At 70.8% G+C, this 26,085-nt stretch carries 18 protein-coding genes; 8 read left to right on the plus strand and 10 right to left on the minus strand.

Translation table 11 applies throughout. The features are described 5' to 3' along the window. The first annotated feature begins 431 nt into the window (after positions 1-431). The 5 genes from ABJI51_RS35980 (at position 432) to ABJI51_RS36000 (ending at position 7,640) form a co-directional block, all read left to right on the plus strand. On the plus strand, positions 432-1,178 hold the full coding sequence (locus tag ABJI51_RS35980) for a GH12 family glycosyl hydrolase domain-containing protein (protein ID WP_348955563.1): 747 nt from the start codon (positions 432-434) through the stop codon (positions 1,176-1,178). Positions 1,179-1,341: 163 nt separating this feature from the next. Next, positions 1,342-2,988 (plus strand): glycoside hydrolase family 27 protein, encoded by a 1,647-nt coding sequence (locus ABJI51_RS35985; RefSeq protein ID WP_348955564.1) that lies wholly within the window; start codon positions 1,342-1,344, stop codon positions 2,986-2,988. 250 nt (positions 2,989-3,238) lie between these two features. Next, on the plus strand, positions 3,239-4,633 hold the full coding sequence (locus ABJI51_RS35990) for a glycoside hydrolase family 10 protein (protein ID WP_348955565.1): 1,395 nt from the start codon (positions 3,239-3,241) through the stop codon (positions 4,631-4,633). A gap of 24 nt (positions 4,634-4,657) precedes the next feature. Then, positions 4,658-6,019: a glycoside hydrolase family 43 protein gene (locus ABJI51_RS35995; RefSeq protein WP_348955566.1), complete on the plus strand. Its 1,362-nt coding sequence runs from the start codon at positions 4,658-4,660 to the stop codon at positions 6,017-6,019. Positions 6,020-6,041: 22 nt separating this feature from the next. Beyond that, a complete protein-coding gene (locus tag ABJI51_RS36000; protein WP_348955567.1) occupies positions 6,042-7,640 on the plus strand; it encodes a glycoside hydrolase family 43 protein in 1,599 nt (532 codons plus the stop codon). 352 nt (positions 7,641-7,992) lie between these two features. On the opposite strand, the gene ABJI51_RS36005 is transcribed toward ABJI51_RS36000, so the two are convergent. Both ABJI51_RS36005 and ABJI51_RS36010 read right to left on the minus strand, forming a co-directional pair. Next, positions 7,993-9,015 (minus strand): glycoside hydrolase family 43 protein, encoded by a 1,023-nt coding sequence (locus ABJI51_RS36005; protein WP_348955568.1) that lies wholly within the window; start codon positions 9,013-9,015, stop codon positions 7,993-7,995. Positions 9,016-9,110: 95 nt separating this feature from the next. Further along, positions 9,111-9,902 carry a helix-turn-helix transcriptional regulator gene (locus tag ABJI51_RS36010; RefSeq protein ID WP_348955569.1) on the minus strand — a complete coding sequence of 264 codons (792 nt, stop codon included), beginning with the start codon at positions 9,900-9,902 and terminating at the stop codon, positions 9,111-9,113. 104 nt (positions 9,903-10,006) lie between these two features. Between ABJI51_RS36010 and ABJI51_RS36015 the strand changes: the two genes are divergently transcribed. Beyond that, positions 10,007-11,530 carry an AMP-binding protein gene (locus ABJI51_RS36015; RefSeq protein WP_348955570.1) on the plus strand — a complete coding sequence of 508 codons (1,524 nt, stop codon included), beginning with the start codon at positions 10,007-10,009 and terminating at the stop codon, positions 11,528-11,530. A 53-nt stretch (positions 11,531-11,583) separates the two neighbouring features. Here the strand turns inward: ABJI51_RS36015 and ABJI51_RS36020 are convergent, their stop codons facing one another. Continuing rightward, a complete protein-coding gene (locus tag ABJI51_RS36020; protein ID WP_348955571.1) occupies positions 11,584-12,369 on the minus strand; it encodes a MerR family transcriptional regulator in 786 nt (261 codons plus the stop codon). Then, a complete protein-coding gene (locus ABJI51_RS36025) occupies positions 12,363-13,124 on the minus strand; it encodes an alpha/beta fold hydrolase (protein ID WP_348955572.1) in 762 nt (253 codons plus the stop codon). Before ABJI51_RS36025 ends, ABJI51_RS36020 begins: the two co-directional genes overlap by 7 nt. A gap of 174 nt (positions 13,125-13,298) precedes the next feature. On the opposite strand from ABJI51_RS36025, the gene ABJI51_RS36030 reads away from it, so the two are divergent. Then, positions 13,299-14,504 (plus strand): glycoside hydrolase family 5 protein, encoded by a 1,206-nt coding sequence (locus ABJI51_RS36030; protein ID WP_348955573.1) that lies wholly within the window; start codon positions 13,299-13,301, stop codon positions 14,502-14,504. Positions 14,505-14,560: 56 nt separating this feature from the next. Here the strand turns inward: ABJI51_RS36030 and ABJI51_RS36035 are convergent, their stop codons facing one another. The 5 genes from ABJI51_RS36035 to mgtA form a co-directional block, all read right to left on the minus strand. After that, positions 14,561-16,396, minus strand: a complete 1,836-nt coding sequence (locus tag ABJI51_RS36035) for a rhamnogalacturonan lyase (protein WP_348955574.1) — start codon at positions 16,394-16,396, stop codon at positions 14,561-14,563. Between the two features lie 24 nt (positions 16,397-16,420). Continuing rightward, entirely contained in the window at positions 16,421-18,676 is a 2,256-nt protein-coding gene (locus ABJI51_RS36040; RefSeq protein ID WP_348955575.1) for a cellulase family glycosylhydrolase, read from the minus strand. A gap of 136 nt (positions 18,677-18,812) precedes the next feature. Further along, positions 18,813-19,592: an ABC transporter ATP-binding protein gene (locus tag ABJI51_RS36045; protein ID WP_348955576.1), complete on the minus strand. Its 780-nt coding sequence runs from the start codon at positions 19,590-19,592 to the stop codon at positions 18,813-18,815. 16 nt (positions 19,593-19,608) lie between these two features. Then, positions 19,609-21,336 carry an ABC transporter permease gene (locus ABJI51_RS36050; protein ID WP_348955577.1) on the minus strand — a complete coding sequence of 576 codons (1,728 nt, stop codon included), beginning with the start codon at positions 21,334-21,336 and terminating at the stop codon, positions 19,609-19,611. Positions 21,337-21,384: 48 nt separating this feature from the next. Next, positions 21,385-23,847 (minus strand): magnesium-translocating P-type ATPase, encoded by a 2,463-nt coding sequence (mgtA, locus tag ABJI51_RS36055; protein ID WP_348955578.1) that lies wholly within the window; start codon positions 23,845-23,847, stop codon positions 21,385-21,387. A gap of 151 nt (positions 23,848-23,998) precedes the next feature. On the opposite strand from mgtA, the gene ABJI51_RS36060 reads away from it, so the two are divergent. Beyond that, positions 23,999-24,328 carry an ArsR/SmtB family transcription factor gene (locus tag ABJI51_RS36060; RefSeq protein WP_348955579.1) on the plus strand — a complete coding sequence of 110 codons (330 nt, stop codon included), beginning with the start codon at positions 23,999-24,001 and terminating at the stop codon, positions 24,326-24,328. A 67-nt stretch (positions 24,329-24,395) separates the two neighbouring features. On the opposite strand, the gene ABJI51_RS36065 is transcribed toward ABJI51_RS36060, so the two are convergent. Continuing rightward, positions 24,396-26,075, minus strand: a complete 1,680-nt coding sequence (locus ABJI51_RS36065) for an amylo-alpha-1,6-glucosidase (protein ID WP_348955580.1) — start codon at positions 26,073-26,075, stop codon at positions 24,396-24,398. Between the last annotated feature and the right edge of the window lie 10 nt (positions 26,076-26,085).

A 26,085-nucleotide genomic window follows, 5' to 3' on the forward strand; every position in this document is an offset into this window, starting at 1 on the left:
ATTACCACTCACGACCGCGGACCGGCGGCGGGCACGCTCACCAGGCCGATCCGGCATCTGCCGGGCGTGCGCTGAAGGGCACCTTCCTTGCGTCACATGCACGGAAGGTGCCCTTCAGCTCGGCCCGGCAGGGTCCCGTCCGGGCTGGGTGTCCCGGGGCCGCGGTGTCCTGAATGAGTCATTCAGGGCGTAGGAGGTCCTGAATGACTCATTCAAGACCTCCGCGATCGGCACCCCACCGGCGCCGCTGCCCCGGACGGCCCGGCGGGCAGGAAAGTTTCATGCGCGGAAGCGCTTCGACAGCATTTCCGCGGGGCCGGAAAATTGATCACGGAAACCTCTGTACCTCGCGCTCCGGCTGTGGTTTCATCGTGAACACTCCGGCTGAGAGCGCTCCCAGGGACAACGCCACGACGAGGTGGAGACAGCACATGAAACTGAAGCACGCCCTGTCCGCGCTGGTCCTGGCCGCGGCCGGGCTCGCGGCCCCGGTCGCCGTCGCTCCCGCGGCCCACGCCGACACCCTGATCTGCGACCAGTACGGCTCGACCACGATCGGCGGCCGGTACGTCGTCATGAACAACCGCTGGGGCAGCAGTGCCCAGCAGTGCATCAACGTCACCGGCAGCGGGTTCCGGATCCAGACCCAGCAGGGCTCGACCAGCGGCGGCGCCCCGCTGTCGTACCCGGCGATCTACATCGGCTGCCACTACGGGAACTGCTCGCCCGGCACGAACCTGCCCCGGCAGCTGAACCGGATCGGCAGCGCGCCGTCGTCGATTTCCTACACCTACGCGGGCGGGGTCTTCGACGCCTCCTACGACATCTGGATGGACCCGACGCCGAAGACCACCGGGGTCAACCAGATGGAGCTGATGATCTGGTTCAACCGCACCGGCGGCGTCCAGCCGGTCGGCGGCCGGGTCGGCACGACGAACATCGCCGGCCGGTCGTGGGAAGTGTGGCAGGGCAACAACGGCGGCAACGACGTGCTGTCCTATGTGGCCCAGTCGACGATCTCGGGCTGGTCGTTCAACGTCATGGACTTCGTCCGGGACGTCGACGCCCGCACCCGGGTCGACGGCTCCTGGTACCTGACCAGCATCCAGGCCGGGTTCGAGCCGTGGAGCGGCGGCGTGGGCCTGGCGGTCAACTCGTTCTCCGCGAGCGTCAACTGACCTTCCGCGGCCGGGCGTCCTCTCGGGACGCCCGGCCGTCCGGCGCAGGAATCTGGACTTCGGCCGCGGACGTGATCTATAGATGAAACGTCCGCGGCGGAACTCCGCGCCCGGATGTTAACGCTAACAGGACCGGTCCCCACCGTCTCCGAAAGGGGCGACGATGCCCGCTCGAGCACGTCCGCGCATCCTCCACCTGCTCACCACGGCCGCCGCGGCGCTGGCGCTGGCGGTCACCGCGCCGTCGGCCCCGGTGGCGGCCGCCGCGCCCGGGAGCCCGGCGCTCACCCCGCCGCTGGGCTGGAACAGCTGGAACAGCTTCGGCTGCAACGTCAGCGAAAGCGCGGTCCGCCAGGCGGCCGACGCGATGGTCTCCTCCGGCATGCGTGACGCAGGCTACCGCTACATCGTGGTCGACGACTGCTGGTTCGACCCGCAGCGCGACGCCCAGGGTGCCCTGCGGGCCAGCCCGTCGAAGTTCCCCGGCGGCATGAAGGCACTCGGCGACTACATCCACAGCCGCGGCCTGAAGTTCGGCATCTACCAGGTGCCGACCGACCGCACCTGCGCCCAGCGCACCGGCACCTACCCCGGCTCCACCGGCAGCCAGGGCCACGAGGTGCAGGACGCCAACACCTTCGCGTCGTGGGGCGTGGACTACCTCAAGTACGACTGGTGCTCGCCTGCCGGGACGCGGGACGAGCAGGTCGCCCGGTTCACGATCATGCGTGACGCCCTGCGTGCCACCGGGCGGCCGATCGTCTACAGCATCAACCCCAACAGCTACCACGCCATCACCGGCGACAAGTACGACTGGGGCCAGGTCGCCGACCTGTGGCGCACCACCGAGGACCTGCTCGACATCTGGCAGAACGGCAACACCAACAGCTACCCGATGGGCGTCGGCAACGTCCTGGACGTCAACGCCCCGCTGGCCGCGCAGGCCGGGCCGGGGCACTGGAACGACCCGGACATGCTGGTGGTCGGCAGGCCGGGGCTGTCGCTGACGGAGTCACGGACGCACTTCACCCTGTGGGCGCTGATGGCCGCCCCGCTGATGGCGGGCAACGACATCCGCACCATGTCCGCCGACATCAGCGCCGTCCTGCGCAACCCGCGGCTGCTGGCGGTCGACCAGGACTCGCTCGGCGCGGGCGGCCGCCGTGTCCGCGACGACGGCGACGCCGAGGTCTTCGCCAAGCCCCTCGCCGACGGTTCGGTCGCGGTCGGGCTGCTCAACCGCGGCGGCGGCACGGCCACCGTCAGCACCACCGCGGCGCAGATCGGGCTGTCCGGCTCCTCGTTCACGCTGACCGACCTGTGGTCCGGTGCCACCTCGGCGAGCAGCGGCACGATCAGCGCGAGCGTGCCGTCGCACGGCATCGCCGCGTACCGGGTCTCGGGCGGTACCCCGTTGGCGGCCACGACGTCGCGGCTGCGTGACGCGGGCTCGAACCGCTGCCTCGACGTCGAGAACTCCTCGACCGCGGCCGGGGCGGGCACCGTGATCCAGGACTGCCGGACCAACGCGAGCCAGCTGTGGACCACCTGGCCCGGCGGGGAGATCCGGGTGTTCGGCGACAAGTGCCTCGACGCCGACCACCAGGGCACCACCAACGGCACCCGGGTGCTGTCGTGGCCGTGCAACGGCCAGGACAACCAGAAGTGGACACTGGCCGCCGACGGCTCGGTGCGCAACGTCCATTCCGGACTGTGCCTCGACGTCGAGAACGCCGGCACCGCCAACGGGACGCACGTCATCCTCTGGACGTGCAACGGCCAGGCCAACCAGCGGTGGGCACGCACCTGACCCAGCTCGCGAGACCCGTCGTGAGTGGTAATTCGGGTTCTAACCCTCATTACCGCTCACGACGGCGGCGGCCGCACTTGTGAGCGCGAACACCGGATGCGACACTGATTTGCGCACCGATTCCCGGCAAGCCGGGTTCCGAAAGTTTCGGAATTTCTCCCGGCGGCGCGCCGGGGGCCGGTCGAATGAAACTTACACGGAAACCGGCCTCCTTTCCGGCTCCGCAAAGATTTGCGATCGAAGGTGGATCATGACCTTGACAACGCGGTCACTGTCCCGGGCCGCCGCCGCTTCCGCTTTCCTGGCGGCCTCGCTCGGTGTTTCCCTGGTGCTCGCCACGTCCGCCGGCGCGGCCACGACGCTCGGCGCGGCGGCCGCACAGAGCGGGCGGTACTTCGGCGCCGCCGTTTCGGCGGGCAAGCTCGGCGACTCGACCTACGTCAACATCCTGAACCGGGAGTTCACCATGGTCACCCCGGAAAACGAGATGAAGTGGGACGCCACCGAGCCGAACCGCGGGCAGTTCAACTACAGCGGCGGCGACCGGATCCTCAACCAGGCGGTGAGCAACGGCAAGCGGGTCCGCGGCCACGCGCTGCTGTGGTACCAGCAGGAACCGGGCTGGGCACAGCGGATGGAAGGTTCCGACCTGCGCCAGGCCATGATGAACCACGTCACCCAGGTCGCCACCCACTACAAGGGCAAGATCTACGCCTGGGACGTCGTCAACGAGGCGTTCGCCGACGGCGGCAGCGGCGGCCGCCGCGACTCGAACCTGCAGCGCACCGGCAACGACTGGATCGAGGCCGCCTTCCGTGCCGCGCGGGCCGCCGACCCCGACGCGAAGCTCTGCTACAACGACTACAACACCGACGGCATCAACCCCAAGAGCACCGGCATCTACAACATGGTGCGCGACTTCAAGTCCCGGGGCGTGCCGATCGACTGCGTCGGCTTCCAGTCGCACCTGACCAACTCGCCGCCCGGTGACTACCAGGCCAACCTCCAGCGGTTCGCCGACCTCGGCGTCGAGGTCCAGATCACCGAGCTGGACATCGCGGGTTCCAACCAGGCCAACGCCTACGGCACGGTGACCCGGGCCTGCCTTGCCGTCGCCCGCTGCGCCGGCATCACCACCTGGGGCATCCGCGACAGCGACTCCTGGCGCACCGGCGAGAACCCGCTGCTGTTCGACGCCAACGGGAACAAGAAGGCCGCCTACAACGCCGTCCTCGACGCCCTGAACGCCGGCGGCGTCACCACGACGCCGACCACCCCGACCACGCCCACCACCCCGACGACGCCGACCACACCGACGACTCCCACCACCCCGACCACGACCACGCCGAACCCCGGTGGCTGCACCGCCTCGGTCTCCCTGAACTCCTGGAACGGCGGGTTCGTGGCCACGGTGAAGGTCACCGCGGGCAGCAGCGGCCTCACCGGCTGGAAGGTGACGACGGCCCTGCCCGGCGGCGCGGCGGTGACCAACGCCTGGAGTGCCTCCGGCAGCGGCACCACCGGCAGCGTGACCTGGTCGAACGTTTCCTACAACGGCAATGTCCCTGCCGGGCAGTCGACCGAGTTCGGCTTCCAGGGCACCGGCAGTGCCGAGGGAACCACGGCCACCTGCGCAGCGAGCTGACCCTTCCGCAGAAACGGAGACAACGTGAACCGCCGATCGCGCCTGCTCGCCTGGACCGCCGGGGCGCTGTGCCTGCTCAGTACGCTGACCGGCACCGCGCACGCGGACAACCCCATCGTGCAGCACATCTACACCGCCGACCCGGCCCCGCTCGTGCACAACGGCCGCGTGTACCTCTACACCGGGCACGACGAGGACGGCTCGACGTACTTCACCATGAAGGACTGGCGCGTCTGGTCGTCCTCCGACATGGTCAACTGGACCGACCACGGCTCGCCGATGAGCCTGGCGACGTTCAGCTGGGCCAAGCAGGACGCGTGGGCGGGCCAGGCGATCGAGCGCAACGGCAAGTTCTACTGGTACGTCCCGGTGGTCAACCGCGCGACCGGCCGCATGGCCATCGGGGTCGGCGTCGCGGACAACCCCACCGGGCCGTTCCGGGACGCGCTCGGCCACCCGCTCGTCGAGAACGGCGAGATCGACCCGACGGTGTTCATCGACGACAACGGCCAGGCGTACCTGTACTGGGGCAACCCGAACCTGTGGTACGTGCGGCTCAACACCGACATGATCTCCTACTCCGGCGGGGTCAACCAGATCCCGCTCACCACGGCCGGGTTCGGCACCCGCCCGAACGGCGGCAGCCGCCCGACGATGTACGAGGAAGGCCCCTGGGTCTACAAGCGCAACGGCACGTACTACAACGTGTTCGCGGCCAAGTGCTGCTCGGAATTCATCGGCTACTCCACCGCGCCCGGCCCGACCGGGCCGTGGACCTACCGGGGCACGGTCATGCCCACGCAGGGCAGCAGCTTCACCAACCACCCGGGCATCGTGGACTACAAGGGCAGCTCGTACTTCTTCTACCACAACGGCGCGCTGCCGGGCGGGGGCGGCTACACCCGCTCGGTGGCGGTGGAGAAGTTCGCCTACAACGCCGACGGCAGCATCCCCACCATCACCATGACCACCAGCGGTCCCCCGCCTGCCGACACGCTCAACCCGTACGTCCGGCAGGAGGCGGAAACGATCGCCTGGGAGTCGGGGATCGAGACCGAACCGGCGTCCGCAGGCGGCATGAACATCGGCTGGATCGAGAACGGCGACAACGTCAAGGTCCGCAACGTCGCCTTCGGCGCGGGCGCGAAGTCGTTCACCGCACGGGTGGCGTCCGCGGGTGCCGGCGGCACGATCGAGGTGCACCTGGGCAGCGCCACCGGCCCGGTCGCCGGCCGGTGCACGGTGCCCGTCACCGGCGGCTGGCAGACGTGGACGTCGGTGTCCTGCGCGGTCACCGGCGCGACCGGCACCCAGGACCTGGTCCTGCGGTTCACCGGCGGCAGCGGCTATCTCTTCAACGTCGACTGGTGGCAGTTCTCCGCCTGACCCGTCCCGGAAGGACCCGAACGTGACACGCCGACGACTCTGGACCACCGTCCTGACCGCGCTCGCCGTCACCTGCGCCACCGCGCTCTCCGCGCCGCCGGCGCAGACGGCGGTGCGGGCGGAGACCACCTTCACCAATCCCGTGCTGTGGCAGGACTTCGCCGACATCGACGTCATCCGGGTCGGCAACGCCTACTACTACTCCGCCTCGACGATGCACTATTCGCCGGGCGCGCCGATCCTGCGTTCCTACGACCTGGTCAACTGGGAGTTCGCCGGGCATTCGGTGCCCCGGCTGGACTTCGGCGCGAAGTACGACCTGAACGGCGGCCGCGGGTACGTGCGCGGCATCTGGGCGTCGTTCTTCAACCACCGCGCCAGCAACGACACCTACTACTGGGGTGGCTGCGTCGACTTCGCCAAGACCTACATCTACACATCGACCACTGTGGACGGTCAGTGGTCGAAGCACGCGACCCTCAACAAGTGCTACTACGACGCCGGGATGCTCGTCGACGACGACGACACAATGTACGTCGCCTACGGCAACACCACGCTCAGCGTCGCCCAGCTGTCCAAGGACGGCACCACGGAAGTCCGGTCCCAGCAGGTCTTCCAGACGCCGTCGAACATCGGCACGCTCGAAGGATCGCGGTTCTACAAGCGCAACGGCAGTTACTACATCTTCGTGACGCGCCCGGCGAACGGCCAGTACATCCTGAAGGCCAGCAACCCGTTCGGGCCGTACACGATCCAGCAGGTGCTGCTGAACCTGCCGGGCCCGATCCAGGGCGGCGGCGTCCCGCACCAGGGCGGCCTGGTGCAGACGCAGAACGGCGACTGGTACTACCTGGCGTTCGTCGACGCGTATCCGGGCGGCCGGGTCCCGGTCCTGGCCCCGGTGACGTGGACGGCCGACGGCTGGCCGCGCCTGCAGACGGTCGACGGCCGCTGGGGCACGACGTACGCGAAGCCGAACCTGCCGCCACCGCCCCGGCAGGTGGAGCCGATGACCGGCACCGACACGTTCCCGGGCCCGGGGCTGAAGCCGCAGTGGGAGTGGAACCACAACCCGGACACGACGAAGTTCTCGGTCTCCAACGGGCTCCGGCTCTCGACCGCCACGGTGACCAACGACCTGTACGCGGCCCGCAACACCCTGACCCGCCGCATCCAGGGCCCGACGTCCACGGCAACGATCACGCTCGACCTGACCGCCATGCGCGACGGCGACCGGACGGGCCTGGCAATGCTGCGCGACTCGTCGGCGTACATCGGCGTCAAGCGTGAAGGCGGCCGAAACCGGATCGTCATGGTCAACGGCCTGACCATGGACGGCAACTGGAACACGACGGGCACCGGAACGGAAGTCGCCAGCACGCCGCTGAACGGAAACCGCATCTGGCTGCGCGCCAACGCCGACATCCGGCCCGGCTCCGGCCGCCAGGCCCGGTTCTCCTACAGCACCGACGGAGTGAACTTCACGTCGCTGGGCAGCCCGTTCACGCTGAACAACGCGTGGCAGTTCTTCATGGGCTACCGGTTCGCGGTGTTCAACCACGCCACCCAGGCCCTCGGCGGCGCGGTGACCCTGCAGCGGTTCGACCTGACCACCCCGTAACCGCCGGCTTCAAGCGCGCTGAAGGGCACCTTCCTTGTGTGGGACGGCAAGGAAGGTGCCCTTCAGTGTTGCGGTACCCCAATGTGGCGTTCGGGTCCGGGGCCAGCCGGGTGGGCTGAAAGGGACTTTCGTCTCGTCCGGTGCAGCGAACGGGCCTTTCGTCGCACCAGATGCCAGGAAAGCGCCTTTCAGCACACGCCGGTCGGCGGATCCCAGCCCAACGCACCGAAGGCCGCCCTGGGTGCGTTCAACGCACCGAAGGCCGCCTTGGGGCGCTCGGGCATTCCCCAGCGAGCGAACCCGGTACCGGCCCCAAGGCAACACCCGCGGCCGAGCGCTCAGCCCCGGCGTCTCAGTATTTCGCCGCCAGCCGCTGGTATTCCGCGCGTGTCACCGGCAGCACCGTGCCGTGGCGGGGCTTTCCGGGCAGCTGGGCGTTCGGCACCGGCCGCCAGTCGCCCGACGCGAGGTCCGTCGTCTCGAACGGCCGGTAGCCCGCGCCGCCGTACTCGTCGATGAACAGGTACCAGCGCTTCTCCGTGTTGGACCGGAACACCAGCGGGCCCTCGCCGCCGACGATGGCGTCCTTGCCGATGCACTCCTTCACCAGGTCGTAGCTCCCGCTGGTGAGCACCCGGGACTTCTCCTCGGTGATGTACCGGCCGCACGGGGTCGAACCGCCGCCGCCGGGGCCGCGGTCGTCCTGGGAGAACCGGTAGTACGTGCCGTCGTGGCGGATGACCGTCGAATCGATCACCGAGTGGCCCGGGTCGAACCACGGCTTCGGCGCGCTGAACGTGCGGAAGTCCTTCGTGGTCGCATACATGATGCGGTTGTAGGACGTCGTCGTGTGGTCGGGGTCGGTCGCCGGATAGATCGTCGACGCCCAGAACACCACGTACTCGCCGCGGGCCGGGTCGAAGAACGCTTCCGGCGCCCAGACGTTGCCCGCGGTTTCCGGCGCGACCTGCACCAGGCGCGGCGCGCTCCACCGCACCAGGTCCGCCGACTCCCACACCACGATCGACCGGCTGCCGTGGCGCCACGACTGCTCCCAGTCGTCGCGGCCGTACATCCGCAGGTCCGTGGCGATCAGGTAGAACCGGTCGCCGCGCGGGGAGCGGATGACGAACGGGTCCCGCACCCCCTGCGTCCCGACGGTGGAACGCAACGCCGGACGACCGCTCGGTTCCTGCCACCGCAGCGGGTCGTTGCCCTGGCTCAGCGCGAAATAGACCTGCTCGCCGTCGGGTGTGCCCTCGCCGGTGAAGTAGGCGAACAAATATCCCGCATACCCCGGTGGCCGGGCGTCCGCCGTTCCCGGCAGGGCCAGCGCCAGCAGCACCACCATGGCCATGGTCCGAAAAGCACGCATGATCTCCCCGTTCGCCGTCGACCGGGAAAAGCTATTCAGCCACCGGCGAAAATGTCAAGAATCGTCGAATTCGACGTCGAATTCGACGATTTCCGTCATGGGGTGAGGCCGTACCGCCGTGCCCGGGCGACGACTTCCATCCGGCCGTCCGCGCCGAACTTCGCCAGCAGGTTCTTGACGTGCCCCTTGACCGTGTACACGCCGATGCCCAGCCGGTCGGCGATGGCCTGGTTCGACAGGCCGGTGGACAGCAGCGCCAGCACGTCCTGCTCCCGCCCGGTCAGCGCGGGCGCGTCCTGCGCGGGCTCGCCGGCCAGCAGGCCCGCGGTCCTCAGCAGCCGCGCGCGCAGCTGCGGGTCGCCGACCTCGTCGGCGAGCGTCCGCAGGTCCGCGTACGCCTCCGCCACCCGGGACTGCCGGATGCCCGTCTCGGCGGCGGGCCGGTCGCGCAGCCGGCGCAGGACGTCGTTGACCGCCAGGTCCTGTTCGAGCACGCGCGCCTCGTGGGTCACCGCGTCGAGCAGGCGGCCCAGCTCCCGCTGGCTGGTGCGCAGGGCGACGTAGAGGACGGCGACGCAGCGCCGCGCCACCACGACCGGCGCCGCGGCCATCGCCCGCAGCGATTCGGCGCGGATGACCTGGTCGTAACGGTGCGTGATGGCCGGCGAGCCGACGTAGTCCGGGATGGACAGGGACCGCTGCTGGCACGCGACTCGCCCCCCGACGCCCTGCCCCGGTCCGAGCAGGACCCCGCGCAGCGGGCCGACGACCGGGCCGTCGAACGCGTTCAGCAGGACCCCCGACTCGGTGACCCGGCCGGCGAAAGCCAAGGTCACGCCGGTCCCGGCGCGCAGCCGCGCCAGGGCCGCGCCCACGGCCGGGCCCACCGCGTCGACCCCCCTCTTCGGAGGGTGGCTTGCCTCGTCGCTCACCGCCAGAGTGTCACCCGGGTGACGGCCCGCTGACAATCACCCGCGACTCGGGAGAACACATGCACCTCGACGCCTGGACCGCCGCGTACGACTCGCCCGGGGCGAGCGCCGCCCACCTGCTGTGCGATCGCCACGACCCCGGCGCCGTCGCTTTCACGTTCGTCGGCGCGGACCTGACGTCCCACGACGTCACGTACGGTGAGCTGGCCGAGCGGTCCCGGCGGCTCGCGACCGTCCTCGCCGGGCTCGGCGTCCGCGAGGGCGACCGGGTGCCGGTGCTCATGGGCAAGCGGCCGGAACTCGTGGTGACGCTGCTGGCGATCCTGCGCCTCGGCGCGGTGCACGTGCCGCTGTTCACCGCGTTCGCCACCGGCGCGATCCGGATGCGCGTCGAGGGCTCCCGGGCCCGGCTGGTGGTCACCGAGCCGTCGCAGCGGGCCAAGCTCGACCCGATCGAGGGCATCGAGGTCCTGGAGACGGGCGACGCGTTCGACGGGCTCGTCGACGCGGCGGAACCGCTGGCGACGTCGGTCGCAGCCGGCGGCGACGGGACGATGCTGCAGCTGTTCACCAGCGGCACCACCGGCAAGCCCAAGGGTGTCCCGGTGCCGGTGCGCGCGCTGGCGTCGTTCCACTGCTACCTGCACTACGGGCTCGACGTGCGCGAGGACGACGTCTTCTGGAACGCCGCGGACCCGGGCTGGGCGTACGGCCTCTACTACGGCGTCCTGGGCCCGCTGGCCGCCGGGCGGCGCAACCTGCTGCTCGACGCGGGGTTCACGCCGGAGTCCACCGTGGCCGTGCTCGACCGGTTCGGCGTCACGAACTTCGCCGGCGCGCCCACCATGTACCGGGCGCTGGCCAAGAGCGGCCTGGTGCCGTCGGCGCGGCTGCGCCGGGCGTCCTCGGCCGGGGAGCCGCTGACGCCCGAGGTCGTCGAGTGGGCGCGCGGCGCGCTCGGCACCGAGGTCCGCGACCACTACGGACAGACCGAGCTGGGCATGGTGATCAACAACCACTGGCACCCGGACGCGGCCCGCCCGGTCAAGCCCGGCTCGATGGGGCAGCCCATGCCGGGTTACGCGGCCGGGATCGTCGACGGCCAGATCGCCATCGACGTCGAGAACAGCCCGCTGCTGTGGTTCACCGGCTACCACGACGACCCGGAGAAGACGGCGGACCGGTTCACCGCCGACAAGCGCTGGTACCTGACCGCCGACTCCGGCAGGCTCGACGACGACGGCTACTTCTTCTTCACCGCCCGCAACGACGACGTGATCCTGGCGGCGGGCTACCGGATCGGGCCGTTCGACGTGGAGAGCGTGCTGATCACCCACCCGGCGGTCGCGGACGTCGCGGTGGTCGGCCGCCCGGACCCCGAAGGCATCCGCGGCGAGGTCGTCGAGGCGTTCGTCGTCCTGACCGAGGAGACGCAGGCGAGCGACGACTTGGCCGCGGAACTCCAGCGGCTGGTGCGCGACAACTACTCCAAGCACGCCTACCCGCGCACGGTCCACTTCGTCGACGCACTCCCGAAAACGCCGAGCGGGAAGATCCAGCGCTACCTGCTGCGGCAGCGCTGAACGGATCTGCCGCGGCTTGTCGTGAGTGGTAATGAGGGTTAGAACACTGTTATTCACTCACGACCGGGGGACGGCGGCACGCGCTCCAGCTTCGTCCAGCCGGTCCAGCCACGCACCCGCAGCAGCTCGATCAGGCGGCGAGCGGGTGGCGCGGTGTCGAAGGCCAGCGCGTCCATCAGGCGCGCGAACGGCGGTTCCACGTCGCTGTCGCCGACGTGCTCCTCCCCCTGCTCGTCCGCGAGGCGCGTGATGTAGGCGCCCAGCCGGTCGGCCGGCCGGACCAGGCCCGGGTCGCCGGCGTCGCGGTCGAGTGCCTCGCCCAAGGTCCGGTAGAAGTCGACGAGCGGTGGGTCGCCGAGCTGCTCGCGCTTGCGTGCCGCCCACTCCGGGACCCGCTCGGGCGAGTGCGCCGCCAGCAGGATCCAGCCGTCGCGCTCGACCCGGACGATCCGGTCGTCGATGCCGAGGGCACGCAGGCGGTCGAGGATCGCCGTCACCTCCGGGGGCAGGGCCAGGCCGTCCCCGGCGGTCAGGCGGGCGATCCGCGCGCGGTGGCGCTGCCGCTCCCGGATCTCCGCCCGCAGCCGCGCGTCGACCTCCGCGAGCGCCGCGGCGAACTGCTCGTCGCCCGCCTGGAGCAGCTCGCGCACGCGGGACAGCGGTACTCCCGCCTCGGCCAGCGTCCGGATGCGGATCAGCTCGACCACCGCGCCCGCGTCGTACCGGCGGTAGCCGGACCGGTCGCGGCCGGGCTCCGGCAGCAGGCCCTTGGCGTGGTAGTGCCGGACCGCCCGGACCGTCACCCCGGCGTACGACGCCAGCTCCCCGATCGTCAGCACCGGTCCAGTGTCCCCGGCCCGGCGAGCCGGGCGATCTCGGGCGCGTGGGTGAGGACCAGCCGGTGGTCCGCGTCGAGCCACGACACGCGGATGTGCGGCCGTTCGCGCACCAGCCGGTCGATCCCGGCCCGCCAGTTCCGGTTGCGCCACCGCGTCCGCTCGTCCCCGCCGGTCCCGGCCATCGAAGCGGCCATGATCATGGTGACCGGCACGTCGATCCGGCGGTACGCCTCGATGATCTCCGACCGCACCGCGTCGATCTCGAGGTTCAGGGCGACGACGTCCTGCGGGGTGAGCAGCACCTGCCGCGCGGTCCCCGCGACGACGGCGAACTCGCTCCGCAGGTGCTCGGCCATCGCCCGGAACTGCGGCAGGTCGGCTTCGGTGACGAACGGTTCGGGTACCGGATTCGCGCCGTCGACGACGACGAGCCGGGAGACCGCGTCCGGGTGCGCGGCGGCGTAGTGCACCACCAGGTCCGCGCCCAGCGAATGGCCGGCGAGAACGGGCGGCTCGGAGAACTCCAGGTCGTCCAGCACGGTGGCGAGGTCGGCGAGGAACGCCGCGAACGTGTACTCCCCGGCGGGGCGGGAAAGGCCGTGGCCACGCAGGTCGAAGGTCACCACGTCGTGGTCGCGCCGCAGCAGGGCGGTCAGCTCGTGCAGGTCGGCCTGGGTGGTGAGCAGGCCGGGACACAGGACCAGCGGCCGTCCCCGGCCGCCACGGGACACCGCGATGCCGCTTTTCGTCATCATGCCGGGCACGTTAGGAGGTTGCCCCTGCGGCAGGGTCAACCCCGGTCACCGGATTCGATTTCTTCGATTCCCCTTTTCGATTTCTTCGACCGAGGTCCGCCGCCGAGAGGATTGACGGGGTCGATCGCCCATGTTGGACTATCTCCACCAGGGCCATCAAAAGGGGAAACACCCATGGAATCGAAAGCAACGAAGCTCCGATCCGTTCTGCTCTCCGTCGCACTCGCCGCGGCCGCCCTCGTGCCCGGCGTGGGAAATCCCGCGTCGGCCGAAACCGGTGTGCAGCTCGATGCCACCCAGATCGTCACCGACCTCGGTGCCGGCTGGAACCTGGGCAACCAGCTGGAAGCCAACTCGAACGGCTATCCCAGCGAAACGGCGTGGGGCCTGCCGACCGTCACCCAGGCACTCATCGACAAGGTGAAGGCCGCCGGATTCAAATCGATCCGGATCCCCGTTTCCTATTTGCGGAACATCGGGCCGGGCCCGGACTACACGATCAACGCCGCCTGGCTGAACCGCATCCAGCAGGTCGTCGACTACGCGTACAACCGCGGCCTGTACGTGCTGGTCAACATGCACGGGGACGGCTACAAGACCGTCACCGGCTCCTGGCTGATCTGCGACGCCGGCGGCCAGTCCGACATCAAGGCGAAGTACCAGAAGGTCTGGCAGCAGGTCGCGAACCGGTTCCGCGGCTACGACCAGCGCCTGATCCTCGAGTCCATGAACGAGGAGTTCGACGGGCAGTACGGCACCCCGACCCAGCCGTGCTATTCGAACATCAACGCCTACAACCAGATCTTCGTCGACACCGTGCGCAGGACGGGTGGCAGCAACAGCTCGCGCTGGCTGCTCGTGCCCGGCTGGAACACGAACATCGACTACACCGCGGGCAACTACGGTTTCGTCGTGCCGACCGACCAGTACCGCTCGACGTCGATCCCGGCGAGCGAGAAGCGGCTCATGATTTCGGTCCACTACTACAGCCCGTGGGACTTCGCCGGTGAGGAAAGCGGCACGATCACGCAGTGGGGCCGCGGGGCCACCAACCCGGCGAAGAAGTCGACCTGGGGCCAGGAGGACTACCTGGACGCCCAGCTGAAGGCGATGCACGACAAGTTCGGCGTCCAGGGCTACCCGGTGGTGGTCGGCGAGTACGGCGCCATCGACAAGTCGGCGTTCGACTCGGCGAACAACCGCTACCGCGCGGACTTCGCCCGCGCGATCGTGAGCACGGCCAAGAAGTACGGCGCGGCCACGGTCTACTGGGACAACGGCGCGAACGGCCAGTACGGCTTCGGGCTGTTCGACCGCAGGACCTACGCGGTGACCCACCAGGGCATCATCGACGCCATCATGAGCGGCCTCCGTTCCTGACCCCGGCAAAGCCGTGAATGGCACATCGACGGATCGATGTGCCATTCACGGCCCGCTTACCTGGCCAGCGCGAAACTCGGGTGCGGCGGCTGGTTGTACGCGGTGTTCTGCCAGGCGACGGCCTCCCGGTACTGCCGGTCCTGCATCAGCGACACGTGCGAGATGCTCGTCGGGTCGGTCGTCGAGTAGATCCGCAGCGCCCGGTTGTCGGTCGTCGGCCAGATGACCTCCTCGCGCCAGTCGCCGAACAGGTCGGCCTGCAGGGACGGCGTGTTCTTGGTGCCGTTGTTGGCGTGCACGCCGGACGCCGTCAGCAGCCGGGTGTCGCCGGCAGTGCCGTACTTGTCGATGTGGGTGCCGTCCAGCAGCTCACGCTGGGCGTCGCCGTCCCAGTAGATGACGAAGTTCGCCGACGACGGCTTGCGTCCGATGTTCTGCCCGCTGGTGTTGAACAGCCCGGACACCGCGGACGACCACGACTCGGCACCGGGGCTTCCGGCGTAGATGTCGTCCGAGACACCGCGGCCGTTGTCGCAGCCGCAGGAGGCGTTCTGCCAGATGATCTGGCCGGTCTTCGCGTCCGCCATCCAGGCCGCCGGCTTGGACTTGTCCTCGTCGACCTTGAACTCCTCCAGCCCGGGACGGCCGGGAATGAGGTCACCGACGTGCATCGCGTCACCGTGGCCGTTGCGGGTGTTCCACAATGGACTGCCGGTGTCGTCGATGGCCATGGCACCGAAGACGATCTCGTCCCGGCCGTCGCCGTCGACGTCCGCAATGGACAGCTGGTGGTTGCCCTGCCCCGCATACTGCGAGCCGGCCGAGTTCGAGTCGAACGTCCACCGCTTCGTCAGGACGCCGTTCCGGAAGTCCCACGCCGCGATCACCGTGCGGGTGTAGTAGCCGCGGCTCATGATCAGGCTCGGCCGCGTGCCGTCCAGGTAGGCCGTCCCGGCCAGGAACCGGTCGACGCGGTTGCCGTAGCTGTCGCCCCACGACGACACCGTCCCGCGCGGCGGGTCGTAGTTCACTGTGGACAGTGCGGCGCCGGTCCGGCCGTCGAACATGGTCAGGAACTCCGGTCCGGAAAGGACGTACCCGCTGGAGTTGCGGTAGTCGGCACCCGCGTTGCCGATCACCTGACCGGTGCCCGAACGCGTGCCGTCCGCGGTCTTCATCGCGACCTCGGCCCTGCCGTCGCCGTCGTAGTCGAACACCTGGAACTGCGTGTAGTGCGCACCGGCCCGGATGTTGCGGCCCAGGTCGATCCGCCACAGGCGGGTGCCGTCGAGCCGGTAGGCGTCGACGTAGACGTTGCCGGTGTAGCCGGACTGGGAGTTGTCCTTGGCATTGCTCGGATCCCACTTCAGCACGATCTCGTACTGGCCGTCGCCGTCGAGGTCACCGGCACTGGCGTCGTTCGCGCTGTAGGTGTAGCTCTCCCCCGACGGGGTCGTGCCACCCGGCGGCGGCTGGATCGGGACGTCCCGCGTGCTCGCGGTGGTCCCCTGGACGCTGTCGAGCGTCAGCGATTCCTCCGCGGCGAAGGTGGACGGCTGCTCGACACCGCCGACGACCGCGCGCACGGTGTACCTGGCCCCGGCGGGCGCACCGGCGTCGAGGAACCCGGTCGGCCCGCCGGCCGGGGTCTGCGTGACCCGCGTGCCGTCCCGGTAGACGGCGAAGGCCACCCCGGCCGGATCCCCGGCGAGCAACCGCCAGCCGACGCGGTTGCCCTCGGCGGTGTGGACACTGACGACCCCGCGGTTGAGCCGGTCGACTTGCGGGACGGCCGGGGCGGCCGTCGCCGCCGGGGTGCCGGGCACCACCCCCAGCACCAGCAGTCCCGCGGCGGCGGCAGCCAGCCGCCGGGTGAGCGCGAACGTGCGCATGGACAACTCCGTTCTCGGTTCCGGTCAGCCGGTCGTGCAGGTGCTTCCGTTGAGCGTGAACGACGTCGGTGCCGGGTTGGTCCCGCTGTAGGTGCCGTTGAACCCGATCCCGGCCGACGCGTTCGGCGCCAGCGTGCCGTTCCAGCTCAGGTTCTTCGCCGTCACCGCACTGCCGGACTGGGCGAACGTGGCACCCCAGCCGGGCAGGGTCACCTGCTGGCCGCCCGGGAAGGTGAATGCCAGCGTCCAGCCGTTCACCGTGGTGGCGCCCGTGTTGACCACGGTCACGTTCGCGGTGAACCCGTTGCCGCCACCCCAGTTCGACGCCGAATACGTCACCTTGCAGGCACCGCCGCCCGCACTGGTCGTCGCCGTCACGGCCGCGGACACGGGCGAGGTATTCCCGGCGGCATCCCTTGCCCGCACCTGGTAGCGGTACGTGCTCGACGCGGTCAGCCCACTGTCGGTGAAGGACGTCGTCGCGGCCGACCCGACCACCCCGAACGACCCGCCGCTCGCCCCCGGCGCACGCAGGACGTCGTAGCCGGTCACGCCGACGTTGTCGGTCGACGCCGTCCAGCTCAGCGTGACACTGCCCGCCGTCACGGCCGAAACGACCGGGGTGCCCGGGACCGACGGCGCTTCGGTGTCGGTCTGGCCGCCACCGTAGATCGTGGCTTCCTTCGCCGTCTGCCGGATCCCGTTGGCGCCGTTGAGGAACCGCTCACCCCACGGGGTGAGGCTCGCGGGGTCGAAGCTGTTCGTCATATCGAGGTAGGCGACGTCACTGCTGTTGCCGCTCCACGACCAGCCGAGATAGCCGAGACCGCGGGCCTGCGCCTGGGCCATGATCGTGTCCTCGTCCGGGTTGCCGTCGGTGTGCATGCTCCCGAACTCGCCGACCACCAGCGGCAGCCCGGCGGTGCGGAACGCGTCGAAATAGGCGTTGATCTCGGCCGCGGTGTCGTAGACGCCGTACATGTGGATGGAGAACACGGTGTTGTGCTGCGGATCGGCGTTGAACACCGAAGCCGCGTTGTCCCGCATGATGTTCTGCCAGTCCTGACCCCACATCGGCGCGTCGGCCATCAGCAGATGCTGCAGCCCGGCCGCACGCAACCTGCTGATCGCGCTGCTCGTCGCGCTCGCCCAGGTCGCGCTCACCTGCTGGTTGTTGCCGAACGGCTCGTTGCCGAGGTTGACGACGACGTAGTTCTCCTGGCCCTTGAGCGCACTGGCCACGCTGATCCAGTAGCTCGCCGCCTGGTCCAGGGTCGCGGCCCCGCTCTGCTCGCCGTACCCGGTCGTGTCGTGGACCTCCAGCACGCAGATCAGCCGGTTCTGCTTGCACAGCGCGACGACGTTCGCGACCTCGGACACCGGCGTCGGACCCCACCGCTGCCCGCTGCCGAGGACGACGCGGACGGTGTTCGCCCCGAAGGACTTGATGTTCGCGAACGAGCTGTTCTGGCTGGGGTACCAGACGTAGGCGTGGTTGACCCCGCGCATGACGAAGTTCGCGCCGGTGCTCTCGACGATCCGGGTGCCGTCGACGTGCAGCCCGGTCGCGGACGGCCCCAGCGCCGCGACCAGCGCCGGGTACCAGCGGCTTTCCATCTTCTGGATGCCGGTGGTGCTGTTCGGGTGCACGCCGTCGGTGGTGTCGGCCGCGGTGTCGAACCCGGTCCACTGGTCGACCACCGTGATCGGCGACGCGGCCGTGGAGTGCGCCTGCGCCCAGGCCGGGATGGCGTTGTTCAGCTCGACCACCCGCTGACCACACGCACTACAGTTCGCCGGATTCATCGGGATGATCTTGGCCACGATCAGCTTGGTGGCCGGGTTCGCCGCCCGCATCTGGCCCAGCAACGTCGTGTAGGCGTCCAGGATCGCGCTCGCCGGGATGTTGTTCCACACGTCGTTGGTGCCCAGATGCATGAGCACGATGTCCGGATGCGTCGCCGCCAGCCACCCGGGCAGCTGGTTGTCCCGCACGATCCCGGTCGCGAGGAACCCACCGTGGCCCTCGTTGTCACCGTCGTAGGGGACGCCGCAGCCGGGCGCGGGCAGCGTCCCGACGAAGTCCACGTCGGTGTGCCCGGTCTGCTGCAGGTGCTGCCACAGCAGCGCCCGCCAGCAGCCGGGCGACCCGGTGATGGAATCCCCCAACGCCATCACACGCGTGGGCGCGGCGGCGGCGCCCGCCGGGGCGGGCATCACGACGGCGCAGGCGGCCACGAGCAGACCGACCACGGCCACACGGAGCTGTCGCCACTTCATACCGGCCTCCTTGCCGAAAGGGCGGTAAGCGCTTTCCCGAACCGGCTTCGCCGGAAAACCCGCCTTTTCACCGACGATTTTCCGGGAACGACCACCGGCAGTCCGCCAAGAATGGAACCGCACGCGTGGGAAATTTTCAAGCCCGTTCGACGATTTCCGCGAACGGGCCGGTGAGCAGGCCGCGGAGCCGGTCGGCGAGCGCGGCGAACTCCGGTGCCCGGCGGTCGCGTGGCCGGGCGAGGCCGACCGCGACCTCCGCCCGCACGTGTCCCGGGTTCGCGCCGAGGACGACGACCCGGTCGGCGAGCAGGACCGCCTCCTCGATGTCGTGCGTGACGATGCAGACGGCCCTGGTCGGGAAATCCTCCTGCTGCCACAACGCCATCAGCTCGCCGCGCAGGTGCTCCGCGGTGAGCACGTCGAGCGCCGAGAACGGCTCGTCCATGAGCAGCACGTCGGGTTCGAGCACGAGCGCCCGCGCGAAGCCGACGCGCTGGCGCATGCCGCCGGACAGCTCGCGGGGGTAGGCGGACTCGAAGCCGCCGAGGCCGATGAGGCCGATCGCCGCCAGCGCGCGCTCGCGGCGCCGGGCGGGTGGCACGCCACGGGCGGCCAGGCCGAGTTCGACGTTGTCCTGCACGGTCAGCCACGGCATGAGCGCGAACGTCTGGAACACCATGGCGGTGCCGGGATTCGCGCCGGTCAGTTCGGTGCCGCGGTAGCGGACGCGGCCGGTGGTGGGCGCGGTCAGCCCGGCGATCGTGCGCAGCAGCGTCGACTTGCCGGAGCCGGACCGGCCGAGCAGGGCGACGATCTCGCCCTCGCGCAGGTCGAGGCTGACGTCGTCGAGGACGCGCAGGGTGTCGAAGCGCTTGCCGACGTGCTCGACCGAGACGAGCACTGCGGAGCGGGACATGGGGACCTCCAGGCGGTTACAGGGTGAAACGGCGTTCGGCGAGCACGGTCAGGGGCCGCCAGAACAGCCGGTTGAGGCCGACGACGTAGAGGCTCATCACCACCACGCCGACGAGGATGCGGGCCGCGTCGCCGCTGCCGGTGGCGTCGGCGATGTAGGCGCCGAGCCCGGTCGCGGTGAGCGTGGTTCCCTTGGCGGAGACGACTTCGGCGACGATGGACGCGTTCCAGGCGCCGCCCGCCGCGGTGATGCCGCCGGTGAGGTAACCGGGGAAGATCGCCGGCAGGACCAGCCGCCGCCACCACAGCCTGCGCGGCAGGTGCAGGTCGGCTGCCGCCTCGCGCAGGTCGCCGGGCACGGCCGACGCGCCGGCGATGACGTTGAACAGGATGTACCACTGCGAGCCCAGCGCCATCAGCAGGATGCCGCCCCAGTCCAGGGAAACGCCGGTCGCGGCGAGCGCCGCGGTGACGAGCGGGAACAGGAAGTTCGCCGGGAACGACGCCAGCACCTGCACCACCGGCTGCGCGAGGCGCGACACGCGCGGGTTGAGCCCGATCCACACCCCGGCCGGGACCCAGACCAGCGTCGCGACCGCGACCACCACGACCACCCGGCCGAACGTCACCAGCCCCAGGCCCAGCGCGTTCCCGACCTCGCCGAACCCCGTCGTTGCCGCGACGAACGCGGCCGCCCGGCTCAGCCCGTAGGCGACCAGGGCGAGCACGACGACGCCGAAGACGACGTCACCGAGGCGACGGCGTCCCGGCGAAATCCGCAGCGGCCGCTGGGCGAGCCCGAAGACGGCCATCGCGCGGTCGAGTGGATGCACCAGCGGCCCGAAGAACCGGCCCAGCAGCGCGGGCACGCGGGAGCGGCGCAGCAGGTCGAGGACCAGGCTGCGCGGTGCCTCGGCGGCTTCGGACTGCTCGATGCGGAACCGCTCGGCCCACGCGGTGAGCGGCCGCCAGAACAGCACGTTGACCCCGGTGACCAGGACGATCATCACCCCGATGGCCAGCAGCACCTTGCCGAGGTCGCCGTCGGCGGACGCGGCCGCGACGTACGCGCCGATGCCGGGCAGGGCGTACTGGTGGTCGCCGACGCTGAGGGCTTCGGACGCGGTGAGGAAGAACCAGCCGCCGCCGAAGCTCATCATCCCGTTCCAGACCAGCGGGATCATCCCGCCCGGGACGTCGACGCGCCAGAACCGCTGCCAGCGCGACAGCCGCAGCAGCCGCGCCGCCTCGTCCAGGTCCCGCGGCTGCGAGACCAGGGACCGGTGGAAGGCGAAGGTCATGTTCCAGGCCTGCGAGGTGAAGATCGCGAAGATCGAGGCGCACTCCAGGCCCAGCTCGGAGCCGGGGAACAGGGCGATGAACCCGGTGATCGTCACCGAGAGGAACCCGAGGACCGGTACCGACTGCAGGATGTCCAGCAGCGGCAGCAGGACCTTCTCCGCGCGTCGCAGCCGGGCCGCGGCGGTGGCGTAGACGAACGTGAAGACGACCGACAGCACCAGTGCCGCGAACATCCGCAGCAGCGAACGCCCGGCGTAGTAGGGAAGATCGGCCGGATCAGTGGACACTGTGGACGGTGCGGTCGCCGGGTTCCACGGCGCGGTGGTGCCGTGGGCCAGCCGCACGACCAGCCACAGCAGCGCGGCCGCGCCGAGGAAGACGAGGACGTCGGCGGCGGTCCGCCGCGGCTGCGGCAGCGCGGCGCGGGCCGGAAAAGGGCGCAACAAGGACAAGGGTTCTCTCCGTTTCGGGGCGGGGCGCGGCCGGAGCCGTCACCACCAGGCAGGACTCCGGCGGGCATACCGGCGCTTGACCAGCTGCGCCGCCAGCGCGTAACCGGCCAGGATCGCGGCGAGCCACAGCAGGTAGGCGGCGGGCAGCGGCGTCATCCGGACCAGCCCGGCCAGCGGTGACACCGGCAGCAGCAGGCCGGTCAGCCCGGCCGCCGCGGCCGCGGCCAGCACCGGCCGGGCCGGGCGCGTCCCCCGCGTCCGGGCGCGCAGGACCAGCACCACCAGCAGCTGCGAAAGCAGGCTCTCGACGAACCAGCCGGTCTGGAACAGCACCGGGTCCGCGTCGAACACCCGGCTCAGCACCGCGAACGTCGTCAGGTCGAACAGCGAGCTGACCGGGCCGAACACCAGCATGAACCGGGTCAGGCCGCGGGCGTCCCACCGGCGTGGCCGCGCGAGGTAGCCGTCGTCGACGCGGTCCCAGGCCAGGGCGAGCTGGGCGGCGTCGTAGAGCAGGTTCGCCACCACGAGCTGGATCGGCAGCATCGGCGGGAAGGGCAGGAAAGCGCTTGCCACGAGCACGGTCAGCACGTTGCCGAAGTTGGACGCGGCGGTGATGTTGACGTACTTGAGCGTGTTCGCCAGCGTCCGGCGGCCCTCGGCGACGCCGCGGGCGAGCACGCCGAGGTCCCGCTCCAGCAGCACCAGGTCGGCGGCGTCCTTGGCCACGTCGGTCGCGGTGTCCGGGGCGATCCCGACGTCGGCCGTGCGCAGCGCCGCGACGTCGTTGACGCCGTCGCCGACGAACCCGACCGCCCGGCCGCCCTCCCGCAGCGCGGTCACGATCCGGGCCTTGTGCGCGGGCGTGAGCTTCGCGAACACCGTCGCGCGCGCGGCCAGCGCCCGCAGGTCGGCGTCGCCGGCCGCGTCGACGTCCTCGCCGAGCACGACCTCGGCCGCCGGGAGGCCAGCCTGGGCGGCGACACGCGCGGCGACGTGCCGGTTGTCGCCGGTCAGGACCTTCACCGGGACGCCCTGGGCGGCCAGGTCCCGCACCGCCTCGGCGACGCCGTCGCGGACCGGGTCGGCGAACCCGACGAACCCGACCAGGACGAGCCCGGTTTCCTCGGCGGGCCCCGCGGCGGTTTCCCGCGCCGCGACGGCCAGCAGCCGCATCCCGTGCCCGGCGTGCGCGCGCACCATGTCCTCGGCGGCGTCACGCAGTTCCGGCGTGAGCGCGACGATCTCCCCGGCGCGGCGGGCGTGGCCGCAGCGGGGCAGGACCACGGCCGGGTCGCCCTTGCTGATCAGCAGGTGCTGCCCGGCCCAGCGCACGGTCACGGTCGTGCGGCGGCGGGTGTGGTCGAACGGGATCTCGCCGTCCTTGGTGAACAGCGCGGCGGTCCCGCCGTCCGAGAGCTGCTGCGCGATCGCCTCGTCGAGCCGGTCGGACCGGTCGTCCTGGAAGTGCACGGCCACGGCCGCGTACTCGGCGGGCTCGGGATCGGGGCGGCCGTCGAGGTCGATGCTGTGCGCGTAGGCCACCCGGTCCTCGGTGAGCGTGCCGGTCTTGTCGACGCACAGGACGTCCATCGCGGCCAGGTCCTGGATCGCGTTAAGCCGCTTGACGATCACGCGCTGCCGCGACAGCCGCACGGCACCGCGGGCCAGGTTCGCCGTGACGACCACCGGGAGCATCTCCGGCGTCAGCCCGACCGCGACAGCGGCGGCGAACAGGCCCGCCTGCGCCCAGCTCCCGGTGACCGTGCCGGTGACCACGAGCACGATCGGCACCATCACCAGCATGAACCGGACCAGCGTCCAGCCGACCCGCCGCACCCCGGCGTCGAAGCTCGACTCCGGCCGCGGCGCGGGCCCGGCGAGCGCGCCCGAGCGGGTGCCGGCGCCGGTGGCGAGCACGACCGCGGTCGCGGAGCCGCCCACCACCGACGTCCCGGTGTAGGCGACCTCGGGATCGGTGACGGGCAGCGCCTCGCCGGAGAAGGCGGACTGGTCCACGCGCAGGCCGGTGGCGGCGACGATCCGGACGTCGGCAGGCACGACGTCGCCGGGACCGAGCAGGACGACGTCCCCTGGCACGAGGTCGGCCGTCGGGATCTCCCGCTCCACGGCGGGCCCGTCCCCGGCCCGGCGGCGGACGGTCACGGTGGTCGTCACCTGGTCGCGCAGCGCGGCCACGGCCCGGTCGGACCGGCTGTGCTGCCAGAGCCGCACGGCGACGCTGAGCAGCACCATCACGCCGACGGTGACCGCGCCCCGGACGTCGCCGGCCACGGTGAAGACCACGCCGAGCCCGGTGAGCAGGGCCACGAACGGGCTGCGCACCCCGGCTTCGAGCCAGGCGCGGCGGTGCCGCGGGGGCTCGACCCGGTTGTCGCCGTAGCGGCGAAGCCGGTCTTCGGCTTCGGACTCGGTCAGTCCGCGGGGAGAGCTATCGAGGCGCCGGAAGACGGTGAGCACCGGCGCGGGGGAACGCGTCATGGAAAGTCCCTGGGAGTCGGAGCGGGGAACGACGGCGGGTACTACTTCCTTCGCCGGTCATCCGGCTCACCTCCCTTCGCGCGACGGGTCCCAGTAGACCAGAACACTCAAACACTTGTCGAAGTGACGGCAGACACGAGAGGATGACCGGGTGCCCGACCCCGAACCGCTGTCCCCCGAGCTGCTCCAGGACGCCGCGGCGACCTTCGGCCTGCTGTCGGCCTCGGTCCGCCTGCACCTGATGTGGCTGCTGACCGAGGCCGAGCAGGACGTCGGCACGCTGGCCGAGGCGACGGGTCAGAGCGTCGCGACGGTCAGCCATCACCTGGGCAAGCTCAAGCTGGCAGGCCTGGTCCGCGCCCGCCGCAGCGGCAAGCGCCAGATCCACTACGTCGACGACCCCCACGTCGCCCACCTGGTCCGCCTGGCCATCGACCATCACCGCACGGAGTCCCCAGCAGCCCGAGCCCGCCACGCCTGAGCGTCCTGCGCCGAGCTGGGCGGTCTGCCGCGGCTTGTCGTGAGTGGTAATGAGGGTTAGAACACTGTTATTCACTCACGACCGCGGACCGGCGGGCTTCCGCATCGCCCGCCAGCAGCAGGTAGGCCGCCGCGGTCCAGGTGTACGCGCGGTCGCGGAGGCCCTCCCCCGTCAGCGCGTCGAAGTTCTCCGCGAAGCCCGACTTCTCGCACACCGCGCGGAACCGGGCGCTGACCCGGTCGGCCAGGTCCACCGCTCCCGCTCGCCGGAGGCCGTCCTCGATCAGCACCGTCACCGGGGCCCACACCGGTCCGCGCCAGTACCCGTCGGGCTCGTAGTACGTCGACGTCGGCAGCTCCGTCGCCAGCCCGACATCCGTCAGGTGCTCCTCGAGCCCGGCCACGACCTTGTCGCGGACGTCCGGCGGCAGGTGCTCGCCGAGCACGATCGGCATCAGGTCGAGCAGGCTCGTCCCCGTCCGGATCTCCTCGCCCGTGACCGACCGGCTGACGAACCGGGTGCCGTCCCACAGCTGGTCCAGCAGCGCCGTCCGCATCTCCTCCGCCGCGGCGCGCCACCGCGCGGCCTCGGCGGGATCCTCGGCCAGGGCGGCGAGTTCGTTCAGCTGCAGGACCAGGAACGCCGCCAGGTCCGGGGACTGCACCAGCCGTCGCCGGGCGAACGGCGTCGCGTTGTCCCAGCCGCTGTCGTTGCCGTGCTCGTAGTGCGCGAACGGCTGGCCGGGGACCCGCCGGTGGTCGAGCCAGAACGTCGTCCACGCCGCCAGCTGCCGGTACGCCCGGCCGAGGTCCTGCCCGGGCAGGCGGCGGCGCAGGCGGCCCAGCGCCCAGCCGTGGATGGGTGGCTTGACGAAGTTGCGCAGCACCTCGGCGTGCGTGACCGAGTCGGGCAACGCGCCGTGCGCGTCCTGGTGGTCGAACACGACCTGGAACTGGTGCCATGCCAGCTCGGGCCGCCCGGCGGCGAGGGCGAGCGCGTTGAAGCAGTGGTCCCAGCTCCACACCTTGTCCATCCAGTGCTTCGACATCAGCACCGCCGGGCGGCCGACGAACCCGGACGGCGCCACGATCGCCGACCAGAGCACGTAACACGCCAGTTCCGCCGCCGGGGTCCGCTCGGTCCGCCAGGGCGCGACGGCGTCGGCGAACGCCGTGAACTCCGCCCGGGCCGCGGCGACGACGTCGTCGAACGGCGTTTCCGGCCGGTACGGCGCGGCGGTCCCGGGCAGTTCCTCGATCGCCACCTCCCACGCGTCGCCGTCCACGACGACGGCGCGTTCGGCGGTGCCGAGCGCTTCGGCACCGACGGTCCGCGACTGTCCGGAAAGGACGGTCACGCGGTAGCGGTACCCGGTCTCGTACGACGTGAAGACCGCGGCGCCGCCGACCGGATCGGTGAAGAAGTACGTGCCGGTGAACGGGGTGAGCGTCGCCTCGGCCGCGCGGATCCGCAGCCCGGCGCCCCGCCCGGCGATCCGCAGCACCTCCGGCGAGGCGAACGCCGCCCGGATCCGCCCGTTCCCCCAGGTGAGTTCGGACGGCGTGGCCGCGACCGGTCCCGCACCGCCTTCGGGCACCAGCGCCAGGACGGCGTGCATGCCGTGGCGGTGGGACACCAGGTGCAGGTCGTCGGCGACGGTGGCCTGGGCCACCACCGGCGAGACGTCGAGCCAGGAGCCCGCGAAGCTGAACGGGATCTCCCGCAGCGAGAATTCGCCCGTCGGCACAGGGATTGTC

It is taken from the genome of Amycolatopsis melonis (assembly GCF_040064235.1).
GTDB lineage: Bacteria > Actinomycetota > Actinomycetes > Mycobacteriales > Pseudonocardiaceae > Amycolatopsis > Amycolatopsis melonis.

Excerpts from the sequence above, each read along its gene's own strand:
- ABJI51_RS35980 (WP_348955563.1), top strand. The coding sequence starts at position 432 with ATGAAACTGAAGCACGCCCTGTCCGCGCTGGTCCTGGCCGCGGCCGGG.
- ABJI51_RS35985 (WP_348955564.1), top strand. The coding sequence starts at position 1,342 with ATGCCCGCTCGAGCACGTCCGCGCATCCTCCACCTGCTCACCACGGCC.
- ABJI51_RS35990 (WP_348955565.1), top strand. The coding sequence starts at position 3,239 with ATGACCTTGACAACGCGGTCACTGTCCCGGGCCGCCGCCGCTTCCGCT.
- ABJI51_RS36005 (WP_348955568.1), bottom strand. The coding sequence starts at position 9,015 with ATGCGTGCTTTTCGGACCATGGCCATGGTGGTGCTGCTGGCGCTGGCC.
- ABJI51_RS36015 (WP_348955570.1), top strand. The coding sequence starts at position 10,007 with ATGCACCTCGACGCCTGGACCGCCGCGTACGACTCGCCCGGGGCGAGC.
- ABJI51_RS36025 (WP_348955572.1), bottom strand. The coding sequence starts at position 13,124 with ATGATGACGAAAAGCGGCATCGCGGTGTCCCGTGGCGGCCGGGGACGG.
- ABJI51_RS36030 (WP_348955573.1), top strand. The coding sequence starts at position 13,299 with ATGGAATCGAAAGCAACGAAGCTCCGATCCGTTCTGCTCTCCGTCGCA.
- ABJI51_RS36035 (WP_348955574.1), bottom strand. The coding sequence starts at position 16,396 with ATGCGCACGTTCGCGCTCACCCGGCGGCTGGCTGCCGCCGCCGCGGGA.
- ABJI51_RS36040 (WP_348955575.1), bottom strand. The coding sequence starts at position 18,676 with ATGAAGTGGCGACAGCTCCGTGTGGCCGTGGTCGGTCTGCTCGTGGCC.
- ABJI51_RS36045 (WP_348955576.1), bottom strand. The coding sequence starts at position 19,592 with ATGTCCCGCTCCGCAGTGCTCGTCTCGGTCGAGCACGTCGGCAAGCGC.
- mgtA (WP_348955578.1), bottom strand. The coding sequence starts at position 23,847 with ATGACGCGTTCCCCCGCGCCGGTGCTCACCGTCTTCCGGCGCCTCGAT.